Raw genomic sequence first — 13,779 nt, 5'->3', positions numbered from 1 at the left:
GGGCCATTCCTTCAACGCAGTCCCACCGTGCCCTCGGCAGCCTTGACCAGCTTCACCGGGTCGTAACCCACGCCATCCTTGAACACGAGGGTGACGTTCTCGATGTCCTTGATGCGCTCCGCCGGGTTGCCCCTGACCAGCACCAGGTCAGCCGCCTTGCCCACGTCGATCGAGCCGATCTCCTTTTCCACGCCCATGAAACGCGCGCCGTTCAAAGTGGCGATCCGGATGGCCTGCACCGGCGTGAAGCCCGCCTCCACCAGCAGCTCCACCTCACGCTGGTCGCCATAGCCCGCGATCACGCCACCGTAGCCGGTGGGATCGAGGCCGGCGAGCAGGGTGCCACCGGCCTCGACGAAGGCGCGTTCGAAAGCCATCTCCAACTTGAACGCCTGCGGCCACGGGGAATCCTTCATCGCCGCGACGCGCTCGCGCGCCTTCAGGTATTCGACGCGGGCCTGCGGCAACATCGCGTCCAGCACCCGCGCATCCTGCGGCGCGCGGCCGGGCACGAAGGTCTCGAACACCGGCAGCGTAGAGGTCACCGCAACGCGCTTCGCCACCAGATGCTTGATCAGCGCCCGGATTTCCGGGTCGTCGACCTTCAGCGTCGCCAGGCGCGCCACCGCGGCCTTGGTGTCCGGACACACATCCGGCTGCTTGCCGGGGCTGAACTCGGTGTCCACGAACAAGCCGTGCTCGAGATCGTCGATGCCGAGATCCGCCGCTTCGGTGAAGCCGATCGAACACAGGTGGCCGGTCACCTTGATGCCGCGCGCATGCGCCGCCGCGATCGCCGCCGACAACTCGGCGCGGGTGATGTGCATGTAAGCCTTGAACGACGTCGCACCCTCGTCCATCCAGTAGTTCACCGTATCGCGCGCGTCGGCGGCATCTGCCAGCTCGTGCATCTGCGGCGTGAAGCTGCCCTTGCCTTCCAGATACGGCCCGGTGGTGTGCATCTTCGGCCCCGGAATACGGCCCGCGTCGACCGCCTTCTTCAGCGCCAGGTCGGTGTAGGGCTCGGTGCTGCCGGTGGTGCGGATGGTGGTGACGCCGCCGGCGAGGTACAGCTTGGGAAAACTCGACGCCTGCTCCGGATAGATCGCCTCCTTCGCCGCGGGATTCACCTTGGGCGCGGGATAGAACATGTGGTCGTGCATGCCGACCAGGCCGGGAATCAGCGTCTGCCCGCCGCCGTCGATGACCGTCGCGCCCTCGGGCAAGGTCACGTGGCGCCCGACCGCCGCGATGCGCCCGTCGCGCAGCAACACCGTCTGGTTCTCCCGGGCGGGCGTGCCGTGGCCGTCGATCACCCGCACGTGGATGATCGCCAGCAGTGGCTGGGCGTGCACGACATAAACCTGCGCCGGAGACGACAACACCGGCATGGCGGCCCGGGCCGGCGACGCGGCCCCGAACGCGGCGCAGACCACAACCAGGGCGAACGCCCGCACTGTACCCATGCCACGAAGATTCGACGAACGATGCATGACTGCCCCCGGTTTGCGTGATGCACGGTTCCACTCGACCGCGCCGGGCGGAATGTACGCCCAGCGCCGCCGCCGGGGAATGGCTTGCCGCGACCAATTTGTCATGTATGTTGACTATCAAGTACACGGACTAATGAGTTGCCATGTCCCGCACACCTCACTGGCACGAGCAAGTCGTGACGCCGGCCCTGCTCCGCCACGCGCGAACCATTTACGGCACGGCCATGCGCCGGGCGCTGGGCAACGCCGGCTATCACGACATTCCGAAGAACGGCCTGTACCTGATTGGCGGCATGGCACTCCACGAGCGCGGCGTGCCGCTGGGGGAACTGGTCCGGGAGTTGCGCGTGTCCAAGCAGGCCGCCAGCCAGCTCGTCGACGCACTGGTGGCGGGTGGCTACCTGCAGCGTGCCGCCGACGAAAACGATCGCCGCAAGCTGGTCGTGACCCTGACTCGACGAGGCCGCGCCGCCGCGGAGGTGCAGGCGAAAGCGCGCGAGCAGGTCGACGCCGAACTGCTTGCACGTGTCGGTGCCCGCGCGGTCAGCACCACCCGCAGGACGCTCGCCGCCCTGATCGACCTCGGCCAGCCCGGCGAAAGTGGCCACCGACACGACTGAGCCGCTTGCTGGAACCTTTGCTCCAGCCCACCACCTGAGCGATGCCGCGCGGTTCGCGTACGTGTCGGCATCGCCCGTACCCGCCGGGCCTGGTACTGGACCCACATCGATGGCCATCGACTGGCGCTCGCGAGCCAACGCTTCTTCGACGGCCAGAGTGCGGGCCATTGCGCCGCGACCACCAGCCCGATCGGAACCGACCCCATCGCGCGGCATCATTGCCGCCCATTCGGGACACCGCCAAGGATGCTCTTCGCGCGCAAGGCGACATCCCTTTAGCTCACCTAAAATTCGCGGTGACGCTCGCACGGAATTTGTTGCCCGCGATTTCAGCGCATGAGCCCGCTCGCGGTGATACTCGGCTGCGTCGAGCCCGTTCGCTTCCTACAAAACAGCCTCCAGCCCCTTGCGATCAATCAGGTTCAGCAGCTTCAGCGAAGGACCGCTGGGCTTCTTCTCGCCGATTTCCCACTTCTGCACGGTGGAAACGCTGGTGTTGAGCACGGCAGCGAAGACGGCCTGGCTGACCTTCGAATTCTCGCGGATCAGCTTGATCTTGCTTGCGCCAATGTCCGGCACGGCGAGATGGCTCAGCGCTTCGTACTCGTGCATGCGGCGCTTGCTGATCACACCAGCCCGATGCAGGCCTGTGGCCGTCTCGTGGACTTCGGCAAGAATGCGGCTCTTGCGGACTTTGTTAGTCATGGTCTACCTCCACAAGTTCGTCGGCTTCCAGCGCGGCGGCAAGAGCTTTGTCGTCCTGACCAAGAAGATCTGACGCCAGCTCCTGCAGCGCGCGAAGCTCATGCTTGTCGATATTGGCTCGTTCGTTCTTGCCGAAACCAAAGATGAAGTACCAGCGGTCGCCTCGATTGGTGGCGACGATGGTTCGTGCGCCTCCGCGCTTTCCACGGCCGGGCAAGGCAATCCGTTTCTTGACCAACTGTCCGCCGAGGTCGGCATCGATCAGTCGTGCCTCCATCTCGATCACCGACTGGAACAGATCAGGACCGGCCAGACCCGTCTTGCCCATCCAACGGCTGAACGTCCGTGTTCTGAAAATCCGTTTCATGGCTACAACCATAGCACTTGGTGATATGGTTTTCATCTGCCCGTGGAGTCCTCGCATCAGTCAAAAAAGAAGCCCGCCATCGGCGGGCTTCTTCAGGCCAACGAGGTATCCCGTGCCCTACCCCAGCAACACCCGGTTCATCCGCTGCACGAATGCGGCGGGGTCCGGCAGCTGCGCACCGGCGGAAATCTCCGCCTGCTCCAGCAGCAGCGTAGCGAGATCGCGCGCCTTGTCCTCATCGGCCTCGTTCTCCACACGCTTGACCAGCGCGTGCGCCGGGTTGATCTCCAGCGTCGGCTTGCTCTCGGGCATGTCCTGCCCGGCTTCGCGCAGCAGACGCGCCAGGTGCGGGGCCATTTCGTAATCGGAGAGCGCCAGGCACGACGGCGAATCGGTCAGGCGGGCGGACACCTTCACCTCGCCCACGCGATCGCCGAGCAGGTCCTTGAGCTTCTTCAGCAGCGGCTCGGCCTCTTTCGTGGCCTCTTCCTGCTTTTTCTTGTCGGCCTCGTCCAGCGGTACCTCGCCCTTGGCCACGCTCTTGAGCTTCTTGCCTTCGTACTCGCCCAGGGAGCCGATCATCCATTCGTCGATGCGGTCGGACATCAGCAGCACCTCGATGTCCTTGGCCTTGAACGCTTCCAGCTGCGGGCTGCCGGCGGCGGCCTTGTAGCTGTCGGCGGTGATATACCAGATCGCGTCCTGGCCGACGGCCATGCGGCTGATGTAGTCGTCCAGCGAGACGTTCTGTGCGGTGCCCTCGCCCCTGGTCGAGGCGAAGCGCAGCAGCTTGGCGATGCGCTCGCGGTTGTTGGCGTCTTCGCTGATGCCTTCCTTGAGCGTATTGCCGAAGGCCTTGTAGAAGGTCGCGAACTTCTCCGGTTCGTCGCGGGCGAGCTTCTCGATCAGGTCGAGCACGCGCTTGACGCAAGCCGCCTTGATGCGGTCGACCTGACGGTTGTGCTGCAGGATTTCGCGGCTGACGTTGAGCGGCAGGTCGTCGGCATCGACCACGCCGCGCACGAAGCGCAGGTAGTTCGGCAGCAGCTCTTCGGCGGCGTCCATGATGAAGACGCGCTTGATGTAGAGCTTCAGGCCCTTGCGCTCGTCGCGGCCGCCCATCATCAGGTCGAACGGCGGCTGCGCGGGAATGTAGAGCAGCGTGGTGAAACTCTGGCTGCCCTCGACGCGGTTGTGCGTCCACGCCAGCGGGTCGTTGAAATCGTGGCCGAGCGACTTGTAGAAGCTCTGGTAGTCCTCGTCGGAAATGTCCGATTTCGGCTTGGTCCAAAGCGCGGAGGCCGCGTTGATGCTCTCGAACTCGTCGGTGGGCTTGCCGTCCTTTTCCACCGGCATGCGGATCGGGAACGCCACGTGGTCGGAGTACTTGCGGATCAGCGATTTCAGCCGCCAGCCCTTGAGGAAGTCGTCCTCGTCGGCCTTCAGGTGCAGGGTCACCGCGGTGCCGCGTTCGGCCTGCTCGACCGCTTCCAGCGAGTACTCGCCCTTGCCGTCGCTCTCCCACTTCACGCCCTCGGCCGCGGGTGCGTCCGCGCGCCGGGTCACCACGGTGACCTTGTCGGCCACCACGAAGGCGGAATAGAAACCCACGCCGAACTGGCCGATCAGGCGGGCGTCGGCCTTCTGCTCGCCGCTCATCGCCTCCAGGAAACGGCGCGTGCCCGAGCTGGCGATGGTGCCGATGTTGGCCACCACCTCGTCGCGGCTCATGCCGATGCCGTTGTCGCGCACGGTGACGGTACGCGCCTCCGGGTCCCAGTTGATGTCGATGTGCAGCTCGCTGTCGCCGGCCAGGAGTCCGGGCTTGGCGATCGACTCGAAGCGCAGCTTGTCGCAGGCGTCGGAGGCGTTGGAGATCAGCTCGCGCAGGAAGATCTCCTTGTGCGAGTACAGCGAGTGGGTGACCAGGCGCAGGACCTGGGCAACTTCGGCTTCGAACTGGCGAGTTTCGGCGACAGGCGCATTCATGGGCGGATTCAACTCCATGGCAAATGAAAATGGTGGGTCGTCGCCTCCTCGGGCATGACCGGCGGACCGACCCCGCACGATCCCCGCACCGGTGGAACCGGTCATGGAAACGCGACAACTGGCCCCGAGATTCGGGCAGCCGGCCGCGGTTTCAAGGCCGGGCGGCCGATAAAATGGCCCGATGACGTACCGCGGACGCTTCGCCCCTTCGCCCACCGGGCAACTGCACTTCGGCTCGCTGGTGGCCGCGGTGGGCAGCTGGCTGTGCGCCCGCCACGCCGGCGGCGAATGGCTGGTGCGGATGGAGGATATCGACCCCCCGCGCGAGGTGCCCGGCGCCGCCGCCGACATCCTCGCCGCGCTGCCCGCGTTCGGCCTGGTGGCGGATGCGCCGGTGCTGTTCCAGTCGCAGCGCACCGCCGCCTACGACGAGGCGTTCGCGGCGTTGCGCGCGGCCGACCTGGTATTTCCCTGCACCTGCAGCCGAAGCCAGCTCGCCGCCAGCGGCGGCATCCATCGCGACGGCCACTGCATCGACGGCAGTCACGCCGATCGCGAACCGGCGTGGCGGCTGCGCGTGAGCGATGTGGAGATCGGGTTCGACGACGCCCTGCTGGGGCCGCAACGCGAGCGGTTGCGCGAAACCGTGGGCGATTTCGTGATCCGCCGCGCCGACGGTTTCTATTCCTACCAGCTGGCCTGCGTGGTGGACGACGCCTTCCAGGGCATCACCGAGGTGGTGCGGGGCCAGGACCTGCTCGACTCCACCGCGCGGCAGATCTGGCTGCAGCGCTGCCTGGGCCTGACCACGCCGACGTATCGACACCTGCCCCTGGTGCATGACAAGGCCGGCAACAAGCTGTCGAAATCCTCCCACGCCTGGCCGCTCGACCCCGGCGAGCCCACGCCGGCGCTTCGCCGCGCACTCGCTTTCCTCGGGCAGGCATTGCCGGACCGGCCGGTGGACGCAGACGCCCTGCTGGCCCACGCGCTGACCAGCTTCGACCCCGCCCGATTGCCGCATTGCAGCGGTAGTTCCCCCGACTGATCGGCTATAACTGGACGGCCGTTCACGCCGTTTTGCACGAGCAGTGCAGGCGCGCGACAACGGCAACATTCGCGTGCTTGACTTGGGCAAACAGGAGATCGACGGCATGACCCAGCGTACGGCTTTGGTTACCGGGGGAACCGGGGGCATCGGCAGCGCCATCGTGCGCCATCTGGCGAAACAGGGTCACAAGGTCGCCACCAATTATCGCGACGAGGCCAAGACCGCCGCCTGGCGCGAAGCGATGGCGCAGGAGGGCATCGAGGTGTGCACGGTGCGCGGTGATGTGTCCGATCCCGAATCCTGCGCGGCGATGGTGCGGGCGATCGAGGAAAAATGCGGTCCGGTGGACATCCTGGTCAACAACGCCGGCATTACCCGCGACACCACCTTCCACAAGATGAACTATCAGCAGTGGACGGACGTGATCAACACCAACCTCAACTCCTGCTTCAACGTCACCCGCGCGGTGATCGAGGGCATGCGCGCGCGCAAGTGGGGCCGCATCGTGCAGATCAGCTCGATCAACGGCCAGAAGGGCCAGTACGGCCAGGCCAACTACGCCGCGGCCAAGGCCGGCATGCACGGTTTCACCATCTCGCTGGCGCAGGAAAACGCCAAGTTCGGCATCACCGTCAACACCGTCTCGCCCGGCTACGTCGCCACCGACATGGTGATGGCCGTGCCGGCGGAAGTGCGCGCCAAGATCGAGGCGCAGATCCCGCTCGGCCGGCTCGGCCGGCCGGAGGAGATCGCCCACGCCGTGGCCTTCCTCACCGGCGAGGAAACCGGCTGGATGACCGGCGCCAACCTGGCGATCAATGGCGGCCAGTACATGGGGTGGTGAAAGAGCAGGAGTGATAGAAGAGGAGTGAGAAGTGAGAGAGGAGCCCCTGCTTTCTCTCTTTCCCCACTCCTCTGCACTCACTTCTCACCTTTCCCCAGGAGCTTCTCGATCACCTTGCCCACCGCCGCAAAGGCGAACGCGCCGGTGACGTGGGTGGCCGCGCCCAGGCCGCCGCCGCAGGCGAGGTTCATGGAATCGCCGCCCAGCGGCCGGGTGCCGCAGACAGTGCCGTCGGGTTGCGGGTACTGCACGTTCTGCAGCGAATAGACGGCTGAAACGCCGAAGTAGCGATCGGGGTTGCGCGGGAAATTGAAATCCGCACGGAGCTTCTTGCGGATCAGGCTGAACATTGCGTCGTGCTCCGTGCGCGACAGGTCGCGCACGCGGATCTGGGTGGGGTCGGTGCGACCACCCGCCGAGCCCACGCTGACGATCGGCAGCTTGCGCCGGCGGCACCAGGCGATCGTTTCCAGCTTCACCCGGAACGCGTCGCAGGCATCGAGCACCACGTCGTAGCCGCGGTCGAGCAGCTCGTCCAGCGTGGCCGGGGTGAGGAAGCGCTCGATCGCCTCCAGCCGGATCGCCGGGTTGATCGCATGCGCGCGCGCCGCCATCACGCCCACTTTCGACTTGCCGTATTCGCCGTCCAGCGCGTGCAGCTGGCGATTGGTGTTGGACACGCAGACCTCGTCGGCGTCGATCAGGGTGAGCCGGCCCACGCCGCTGCGCGCCAGCGCCTCGACCGCCCACGAGCCGACGCCGCCCACGCCGATCACGCAGACATGCTTCTGCGCCAGCATGCCCACGCTGCCCTGCCCGAACAACCGCTCGACGCCGGCGAAGCGCTCGACCGGCACGGCTACCTCGTTCATGGCATACCCGCGCGAAGCGGCGGCGGCAGGAAAACGGTCACGGCGAGCACCCTGGCGAAAACGGTCATTTTATCGCGCCGGCTTGGCCTCGCGGCAGTCGCGCAGGCTATGCTTGCGCTTATCCCTCGAAATGGAGCGGCTCCATGCGTGTTGCCCTGATGATCCTGCTCGGCCTGGTGATTGGCATCATCGGTACCGTCAACGTGATGAACGTGCTGAGCGAGCGCAATCCGATGCCCGCAGCGGTGATGCATACGCTCGGCTATCACGTGGGCGAATTGAAAGGCGCGATCAAGGCCAACCAGTGCGAGGCGGCGAAGGTCCAGCATCACCTGGCCCGGCTCGAATCCACCGCCAGCGACATCACGCCGGTGTTCGGCATGAACGACAAGGATTTCGCCGACCACGCCAGCCAGTTGCAGGACCGCCTGCACCAGGCCGTGGCAGCGGCGCCGGCGACCTGCACCGCGCTGGCCGCCGTGCTCAAGCCGGTGGGCGAGAGCTGCAAGAGCTGCCACGACAAATATCGCTGATCGCGGGCGCCGCTCAGAAGCGGATCTTGCCGCGCAGCATCTGCGCGTACATCACCCAGTCGCCGGCAAGGCTGTACAGCGGGTGCTTGAACGTGGCCGGGCGGTTTTTCTCGAACGCGTAGTGGCCCAGCCAGGCGAAGCCGTAGCCGGCCACCGGCACCAGCCACAGCCAGCGCCACTGGCCGCTCGCCACGGCCAGCACCAGCACCGCGAGCACCAGCGTGCTGCCGATGAAATGCATTCGGCGGCAGCTGCGATTGGCGTGCTCGCCGAGATAGAACGGATAGAACTCGGCAAAACTGCGAAAGGTCGACATGCTGCTGCTCCGCGAGCGGGCGCCCTGATTCCGCCCCGCCACATTTACCAGGCGCGTTGATATTGCACCGGTGCGTCGATCGACGCACCCAGCTGCACTGCCGCGCGGCGGGGAAAATAGGGATCGCGCAGGCTCTCGCGAGCGATCAGCACCACGTCGGCGTCGCGGTTGGCGATGATCTGCGCGGCCTGCTCCGCGCCGGTGATCAGGCCCACCGCACCGGTGGCGATCCCGGCCTCGCGGCGGATTTGCGCCGCGAACGGCACCTGGTAACCCGGCGCCAGCGGAATCTTCACGTGCGGCAGCAAGCCGCCGCTGGAGACGTCGATCAGGTCCACGCCCAGGGGCTTCATCTGGCGCGCCAGTTCCACGCTCTGCCCAATGTCCCAGCCGCCGGCATCCGCCCAGTCGGTAGCCGAGACGCGCAGCCACAACGGCAGTGCGGCCGGCCACACCTCGCGCACGGCGACGACCACCTCGCGCACCAGACGGATGCGATTCTCGAAGCTGCCGCCGTAAGCATCGTCGCGCAGGTTGCTCAGCGGCGACAGGAACTGATGCAGCAGGTAGCCGTGCGCCGCATGCACCTCGATCAACTCGAAACCCGCTGCCAGCGCGCGTTGCGCGGCGGCGCGAAAGTCCGCGATCACCGCCTGGATACCGGCCTCGTCCAGCGCCTGCGGCGCCGGCCAGCCGGCAGCGAACGGCAGCGCCGAAGGCGCGACGGTAAGCCAGTCGCCCTGCCCCGCCGGCACGGGGCCGTGCCCGTCCCACGGCCGCAGCGTGCTGGCCTTGCGCCCGGCGTGAGCCAACTGCATGCCGGCAATCGCGCCCTGCGCCTTGATGAAACGGGTGATCGGCTGCCATGCCTGCAACTGGGCGTCGTTCCACAGGCCGGTGTCCTGCGGCGAGATGCGCCCCTGCGCGGACACCGCCGAAGCCTCGGCGATCACCAGCGCCGCGCCGCCGACCGCGCGGCTGCCCAGGTGCACCATGTGCCAGTCATTGGGCACGCCGTCGGTGGCCGAGTATTCGCACATCGGCGACACCGCGAGGCGGTTGCGCAAGGTCAGGCTGCGTTGGGCAAGCGGATCGAACAGGTTCATGGAAAATCCAGCGTCACGGAACGGTCGAGATGCAGACGGCGACGCCGGGAATCAAGCCGCCGTGTCGCCGCGCGCGACGAAAGTCGCATCCGCCTCGGCCAACCAGCCGGCGATGCGCGCGGCGACCGGCGCCGGCGCCTTCATCCAGCCGAAATGGTCGGCCGGCGTGCCATCCAGGTCGTCGCGCAAGATCGTCTCCACGCGACGCGCGGCCGGACCGAGCTTGCCCAGCAGCCATGCCAGCGAGGCCGGCGGACCGAGCCAGTCCTGCTGCAGTCGCAACGCCAGCACCGGCAGTTGCAGCGCGGCCAGCAAGCGCTCGAAATCCTGCGTCATGCCGGCCACCGCATAGCGGCCGCTGCGGCCGCTGCGTGCCCAGTCGGCGATCACGCCGCGCGCCTCGTTGCCGCCGAAACCGATCCGCCGCCCGGGCAGATGGCCGACCAGCGCAGCCAGCCAGGGCGCCAGCGCATAAGCGGCACCAATCAGCCAGCCGTGCCGGAACCGCCGCCAGTACGGCGCGCCACTGGCGACCAGCACCACGCCGGCGAAATCGTGCGGATGCAGGCTGGCGTAAAGCAGTCCGAGCTGGCCGCCGAGGCTGTGGCCGCCCAGCCAGCAGCGCGCCTGCGGCCAGCGCTGGCGCACCGCCGCCATGCCGGCGGGCAAGTCGTCCTCCAGCAATTGACGGTAACCCCAGTTGCAATCGCGGCCGGCGCGCCGATCGCTGGAGCCGATGCCGCGCCATTCATGCAACACCACGGCGACGCCGGCCACCGCCAGCGCTTGGGCCAGCGGCAGGTAATGCCGCGCCGGCATGCCCATCGCCGGCATCCAGTACAACAACTGCTGCCAGCGACCGGCCGGAAGCGTGGCCAGCAGCTCGCAGCGCGCGCCGTCGGCGGCGGTGACCGGGATGACCAGCGACTCGGCCGCGACAGGGGCGTTCTGGATGAAATGGTCGGGCATCCCGACAGGCTAGCGAATTGCCCGCGCCACTACAAAAAGAGGCCGGCTTGCGCCGGCCTCCTCAAGCAGACCTCGCCACCGTCATCAGACGGGGGTGACGTCTTCGGCCTGCAGGCCTTTCTGGCCGTCGACCACCTTGAAGGTCACCTTCTGTCCTTCCTGCAGGCTCTTGAATCCCGAACCAGTGATGGCGCGGAAATGCACGAACACGTCGGGGCCGCTTTCACGGCTGATGAAGCCGAAGCCCTTGGCGTCGTTGAACCACTTGACTGTACCCGTTTCACGATCCGACATGACTCACACTCCGATCCAATCCAGACTCTATCGACTAACCGGCCACAGGGGGGCCGACGGTTTACTGAGCATGCCAAGGTCGGGTGCAACGGACGGATTCAGGAAATCCCCAGTGGGCACTCACGCCGCCAAGCAGACGCAGCGATTCAAGCATAACGGATTTTTGGAAGAAAAGTGATTTGTCAAGCGGCTCGTCGTGACAGCCGTCCCGACAGCCGAAATCCGTTGCCGATCCGCGCCCCTGGCGGGCCGGGGCGGGCTCGCCGACAACCGACCCCTGCCGACCCCGGCGCGCGGGTTTCAGGTTTTCTTTACTTCACTTGCGGTTTAGTTGATTCGTTCGACCTTCCGCCAGACCGGGTGCCTGCGGCCTGCCCAATGCACAGGAGAGCATCATGACCACCCCGTTCCGCCTGGCCCTGGCCGCCACGGCCGCCACCTTGCTTCTCGCCGGCTGCGCCAGCGACACCGGGACCCGGCCGACACCGGCCACCTCGTCCCACGCCACCACCCGCTCGACCGCTCCGCCGACACCCGGCCAGCGCTCCAGCCACCACGCCGCCGCGCCTGGCGACGCGAACCTGCCGGAACAGACCGGCATCCCCGCCTGCGACGACTACCTGTCCAGCTACCTCGCCTGCCACCGTGCGGCCGGCATCTTCTCGGCCGAACAGCTGCCGCTGCGTTACGAGGCGATGCGCACCAACTTGCTGCGCGATTCGCAGAACCCGGATGTCCGTCCGCAACTGGGCGAGCGCTGCAACTCGCTGGCGCGCAGCCTGCGCGAGGCACTGCATGGCAAGTCCTGCAGCCCCAACCCGGCTCCGGCGGGCAGCACGCCGTAGGCTGGGCGCCTAAGCCAGTCGACGCAGCTCGGCGCGCAGCGACCGGGCGAAGGCGGCCGGTCGCGAGCGGACCACCCGCACCTGCGGCGTGCCATGCCAGCGCGCGGTATCGAGGATGGCTTGTGCCAGTTCCGCCAGCAGGCGCGGCGCGATCGCCACACCGGGTTCGAGTTCGATCGACTTGACCTCGAACAGGCCATCGCCGCGATGCGCCTTGGCGTCGAGCCGCCCGACCAGCCGGCCGCGATGCAGGATCGGCAGCACGAAGTAGCCGTAGCGCCGTCGCGCGGCCGGGACGTAGCACTCCAGGCTGTAGTCGAAATCGAACATCGCGCGCAGCCGCGTGCGGTCCCACACCAGCGGATCGAACGGCGACAGCAGTGCCGTGCGCGTGGCGCGCAGCCGCCCGCCCAGCGCCCGTTCCAGCAGATCGGCGTGATCGCGATGCACGTAGCCGGGAGTCGCCCAGCCCTGTACCGCCACGGCCAGCAGTTCACCGCTGGCCAGCAGCGGCGCCAGTTCGGCAGCGCCAACGCGCGGCTTGAGCCGGTGGTAGTCGGCGATCCACGCGGCCGGCGCCACGCCCAGTGCGCGCACGCCGTCGAGGACGAAGCGGCGACGCAGCGCGGCGGCCGGGAGCGTGGCCACCCGCGGATCGGGCGGCGGGTCGAGTTGCGCCAGCACCCGTTCGCTCAAGTCGTACACGCGCTGGAAGCGCTCGCGCCGCAGCACCATCAGTTCACCCAGGGCGAACCACGCCTCCAGCCAGCGCTTCTCCGGCTTCCACTCCCACCAGCCCGAGCTGGCCGCGCCCTGCTCGCGGGCAAAATCCGCCGCGCGCACCGGGCCCTCGGCGCGAATCCGCTCGAGCAGGCCGTCCATCCCGCTGCGCTGTTCGCGATGCATGCGTGCGGCGTGTCGGTGCGCCCAGTGTCCACCGCGCTGGTCGCTCCACGCACGGTGCCACGGCAGATCGGCGGCGCTGACGAAGCAGGCCTCGTGCGCCCAGGTTTCGGCCAGCTTGCCTTCGGCCAGCGCCTCGTCCAGCCAGGCCATCGGGTAATCACCCAACCGCGCGTGCAGTACCAGGTACGGGCTGCGCGCCACGACGTGGATGGTGTCGATCTGCAGCAAGCCCATGCGCTCGATGGCGGCCACCACGTCGGCGCGCCGGGCGCGTCGCCGGCTGGCCTGCAGCAAGCCCTGGGCCGCCAGTTGCAACAGGCGCGCCTGGGCAAGGCTGAGGGTGGGCGAAGCTGAAGCCCGGCTCAATGGCGTGTCGCCGTTGCCCGCATCGGCGGGCGATCTTGAGCGGACATATACACATCCCTTGCTAGGGTCCAGAGGAGTTCGGGTGCGGCGGCATGCGCGACCGGACCCCCGTGTTTTTTCGGACACTCATTCTGGCATGGAGGATTCCATCATGAACTTCCGCACTCCCCTGTACGGCTGCCTGTTGGCCGGCGGGTTGTTGTTCGCCGGCGCGAGCCTGGCGCAGGACACCCCTGCCCCGGCCGCTTCCGCCACCGCTACCGATACCGCCACGTTCAACACGCCGCAGGGTCAGGTCGTGGTCAAAAGCGCACCGGCTCCGGCGCCGACGATCGCCCCGGCGCCCTCGTTCCAGCAGTTGGCGGCGGGCGGCAAGGGCATCACCGAGGAACAGGCCTCGGCCTATCCTCCGTTGGCCAACGACTTCCTCAACGCGGACAGCAACAAGAATGGCAAGGTCAGCGAAGCGGAATACGCACGCTGGGTGAAGCAGCTGCATTGAA

General features: G+C 67.3%; 16 protein-coding genes. 6 read left to right on the top strand and 10 right to left on the bottom strand.

Annotated features, from left to right (window positions below):
• Positions 1-11: 11 nt before the first annotated feature.
• Positions 12-1,355, bottom strand: coding sequence for an amidohydrolase family protein (locus tag ACVCMG_RS16850; protein ID WP_447106370.1), 1,344 nt, complete (start codon positions 1,353-1,355; stop codon positions 12-14).
• Positions 1,356-1,636: 281 nt separating this feature from the next.
• On the opposite strand from ACVCMG_RS16850, the gene ACVCMG_RS16845 reads away from it, so the two are divergent.
• The gene (locus ACVCMG_RS16845; RefSeq protein ID WP_447100095.1) at positions 1,637-2,113 is read left to right on the top strand and encodes a MarR family winged helix-turn-helix transcriptional regulator; all 477 of its coding nucleotides are present in this window, start codon (positions 1,637-1,639) and stop codon (positions 2,111-2,113) included.
• Positions 2,114-2,497: 384 nt separating this feature from the next.
• Here the strand turns inward: ACVCMG_RS16845 and ACVCMG_RS16840 are convergent, their stop codons facing one another.
• The 3 genes from ACVCMG_RS16840 to htpG form a co-directional block, all read right to left on the bottom strand.
• Complete coding sequence (locus tag ACVCMG_RS16840) at positions 2,498-2,818, bottom strand: helix-turn-helix domain-containing protein (RefSeq protein ID WP_395119336.1); 321 nt, start codon at positions 2,816-2,818, stop codon at positions 2,498-2,500.
• A complete protein-coding gene (locus tag ACVCMG_RS16835) occupies positions 2,811-3,185 on the bottom strand; it encodes a type II toxin-antitoxin system RelE/ParE family toxin (RefSeq protein ID WP_447106371.1) in 375 nt (124 codons plus the stop codon). Before ACVCMG_RS16835 ends, ACVCMG_RS16840 begins: the two co-directional genes overlap by 8 nt.
• A gap of 117 nt (positions 3,186-3,302) precedes the next feature.
• Entirely contained in the window at positions 3,303-5,174 is a 1,872-nt protein-coding gene (gene htpG, locus ACVCMG_RS16830) for a molecular chaperone HtpG (protein WP_447114593.1), read from the bottom strand.
• Between the two features lie 181 nt (positions 5,175-5,355).
• Between htpG and gluQRS the strand changes: the two genes are divergently transcribed.
• Together gluQRS and phbB are read left to right on the top strand one after the other, a co-directional pair.
• Complete coding sequence (gene gluQRS / locus ACVCMG_RS16825) at positions 5,356-6,222, top strand: tRNA glutamyl-Q(34) synthetase GluQRS (protein ID WP_447098560.1); 867 nt, start codon at positions 5,356-5,358, stop codon at positions 6,220-6,222.
• Positions 6,223-6,328: 106 nt separating this feature from the next.
• Entirely contained in the window at positions 6,329-7,069 is a 741-nt protein-coding gene (gene phbB, locus ACVCMG_RS16820; RefSeq protein ID WP_395119344.1) for a beta-ketoacyl-ACP reductase, read from the top strand.
• 77 nt (positions 7,070-7,146) lie between these two features.
• On the opposite strand, the gene ACVCMG_RS16815 is transcribed toward phbB, so the two are convergent.
• The gene (locus ACVCMG_RS16815; RefSeq protein WP_447114592.1) at positions 7,147-7,941 is read right to left on the bottom strand and encodes a tRNA threonylcarbamoyladenosine dehydratase; all 795 of its coding nucleotides are present in this window, start codon (positions 7,939-7,941) and stop codon (positions 7,147-7,149) included.
• Positions 7,942-8,084: 143 nt separating this feature from the next.
• Between ACVCMG_RS16815 and ACVCMG_RS16810 the strand changes: the two genes are divergently transcribed.
• Positions 8,085-8,474: a cytochrome c gene (locus ACVCMG_RS16810; protein ID WP_395119348.1), complete on the top strand. Its 390-nt coding sequence runs from the start codon at positions 8,085-8,087 to the stop codon at positions 8,472-8,474.
• Positions 8,475-8,487: 13 nt separating this feature from the next.
• Here the strand turns inward: ACVCMG_RS16810 and ACVCMG_RS16805 are convergent, their stop codons facing one another.
• The 4 genes from ACVCMG_RS16805 to ACVCMG_RS16790 all read right to left on the bottom strand — a co-directional run bounded on the left by ACVCMG_RS16805 (position 8,488) and on the right by ACVCMG_RS16790 (position 11,159).
• Positions 8,488-8,790 carry a DUF962 domain-containing protein gene (locus tag ACVCMG_RS16805; RefSeq protein WP_395119350.1) on the bottom strand — a complete coding sequence of 101 codons (303 nt, stop codon included), beginning with the start codon at positions 8,788-8,790 and terminating at the stop codon, positions 8,488-8,490.
• Positions 8,791-8,834: 44 nt separating this feature from the next.
• Positions 8,835-9,896: an NADH:flavin oxidoreductase/NADH oxidase gene (locus ACVCMG_RS16800; protein ID WP_447114591.1), complete on the bottom strand. Its 1,062-nt coding sequence runs from the start codon at positions 9,894-9,896 to the stop codon at positions 8,835-8,837.
• A 51-nt stretch (positions 9,897-9,947) separates the two neighbouring features.
• Positions 9,948-10,865 carry an alpha/beta hydrolase family protein gene (locus ACVCMG_RS16795; RefSeq protein ID WP_447106374.1) on the bottom strand — a complete coding sequence of 306 codons (918 nt, stop codon included), beginning with the start codon at positions 10,863-10,865 and terminating at the stop codon, positions 9,948-9,950.
• An 84-nt stretch (positions 10,866-10,949) separates the two neighbouring features.
• Entirely contained in the window at positions 10,950-11,159 is a 210-nt protein-coding gene (locus ACVCMG_RS16790) for a cold-shock protein (RefSeq protein ID WP_395119356.1), read from the bottom strand.
• 395 nt (positions 11,160-11,554) lie between these two features.
• On the opposite strand from ACVCMG_RS16790, the gene ACVCMG_RS16785 reads away from it, so the two are divergent.
• Positions 11,555-12,004: a hypothetical protein gene (locus tag ACVCMG_RS16785; RefSeq protein WP_447106375.1), complete on the top strand. Its 450-nt coding sequence runs from the start codon at positions 11,555-11,557 to the stop codon at positions 12,002-12,004.
• A gap of 9 nt (positions 12,005-12,013) precedes the next feature.
• On the opposite strand, the gene ACVCMG_RS16780 is transcribed toward ACVCMG_RS16785, so the two are convergent.
• Positions 12,014-13,276, bottom strand: coding sequence for a winged helix-turn-helix domain-containing protein (locus ACVCMG_RS16780; protein WP_447106376.1), 1,263 nt, complete (start codon positions 13,274-13,276; stop codon positions 12,014-12,016).
• Between the two features lie 151 nt (positions 13,277-13,427).
• Here ACVCMG_RS16780 and ACVCMG_RS16775 point away from each other — a divergent pair, with 151 nt between their 5' ends.
• Positions 13,428-13,778 carry a hypothetical protein gene (locus tag ACVCMG_RS16775; RefSeq protein ID WP_447100088.1) on the top strand — a complete coding sequence of 117 codons (351 nt, stop codon included), beginning with the start codon at positions 13,428-13,430 and terminating at the stop codon, positions 13,776-13,778.
• Position 13,779 lies beyond the last annotated feature (1 nt).

The organism is Rhodanobacter sp. UC4451_H18 (assembly GCF_052978225.1).
This window is presented reverse-complemented; position numbering and strand designations above follow the sequence as displayed.

Coding starts and splice junctions, on each gene's coding strand:
- ACVCMG_RS16835 (WP_447106371.1), bottom strand. CDS start 3,185: ATGAAACGGATTTTCAGAACACGGACGTTCAGCCGTTGGATGGGCAAG.
- ACVCMG_RS16845 (WP_447100095.1), top strand. CDS start 1,637: ATGTCCCGCACACCTCACTGGCACGAGCAAGTCGTGACGCCGGCCCTG.
- ACVCMG_RS16815 (WP_447114592.1), bottom strand. CDS start 7,941: ATGAACGAGGTAGCCGTGCCGGTCGAGCGCTTCGCCGGCGTCGAGCGG.
- htpG (WP_447114593.1), bottom strand. CDS start 5,174: ATGAATGCGCCTGTCGCCGAAACTCGCCAGTTCGAAGCCGAAGTTGCC.
- ACVCMG_RS16800 (WP_447114591.1), bottom strand. CDS start 9,896: ATGAACCTGTTCGATCCGCTTGCCCAACGCAGCCTGACCTTGCGCAAC.
- ACVCMG_RS16795 (WP_447106374.1), bottom strand. CDS start 10,865: ATGCCCGACCATTTCATCCAGAACGCCCCTGTCGCGGCCGAGTCGCTG.
- ACVCMG_RS16790 (WP_395119356.1), bottom strand. CDS start 11,159: ATGTCGGATCGTGAAACGGGTACAGTCAAGTGGTTCAACGACGCCAAG.
- ACVCMG_RS16785 (WP_447106375.1), top strand. CDS start 11,555: ATGACCACCCCGTTCCGCCTGGCCCTGGCCGCCACGGCCGCCACCTTG.
- ACVCMG_RS16840 (WP_395119336.1), bottom strand. CDS start 2,818: ATGACTAACAAAGTCCGCAAGAGCCGCATTCTTGCCGAAGTCCACGAG.
- ACVCMG_RS16810 (WP_395119348.1), top strand. CDS start 8,085: ATGCGTGTTGCCCTGATGATCCTGCTCGGCCTGGTGATTGGCATCATC.
- ACVCMG_RS16775 (WP_447100088.1), top strand. CDS start 13,428: ATGAACTTCCGCACTCCCCTGTACGGCTGCCTGTTGGCCGGCGGGTTG.
- phbB (WP_395119344.1), top strand. CDS start 6,329: ATGACCCAGCGTACGGCTTTGGTTACCGGGGGAACCGGGGGCATCGGC.
- gluQRS (WP_447098560.1), top strand. CDS start 5,356: ATGACGTACCGCGGACGCTTCGCCCCTTCGCCCACCGGGCAACTGCAC.
- ACVCMG_RS16805 (WP_395119350.1), bottom strand. CDS start 8,790: ATGTCGACCTTTCGCAGTTTTGCCGAGTTCTATCCGTTCTATCTCGGC.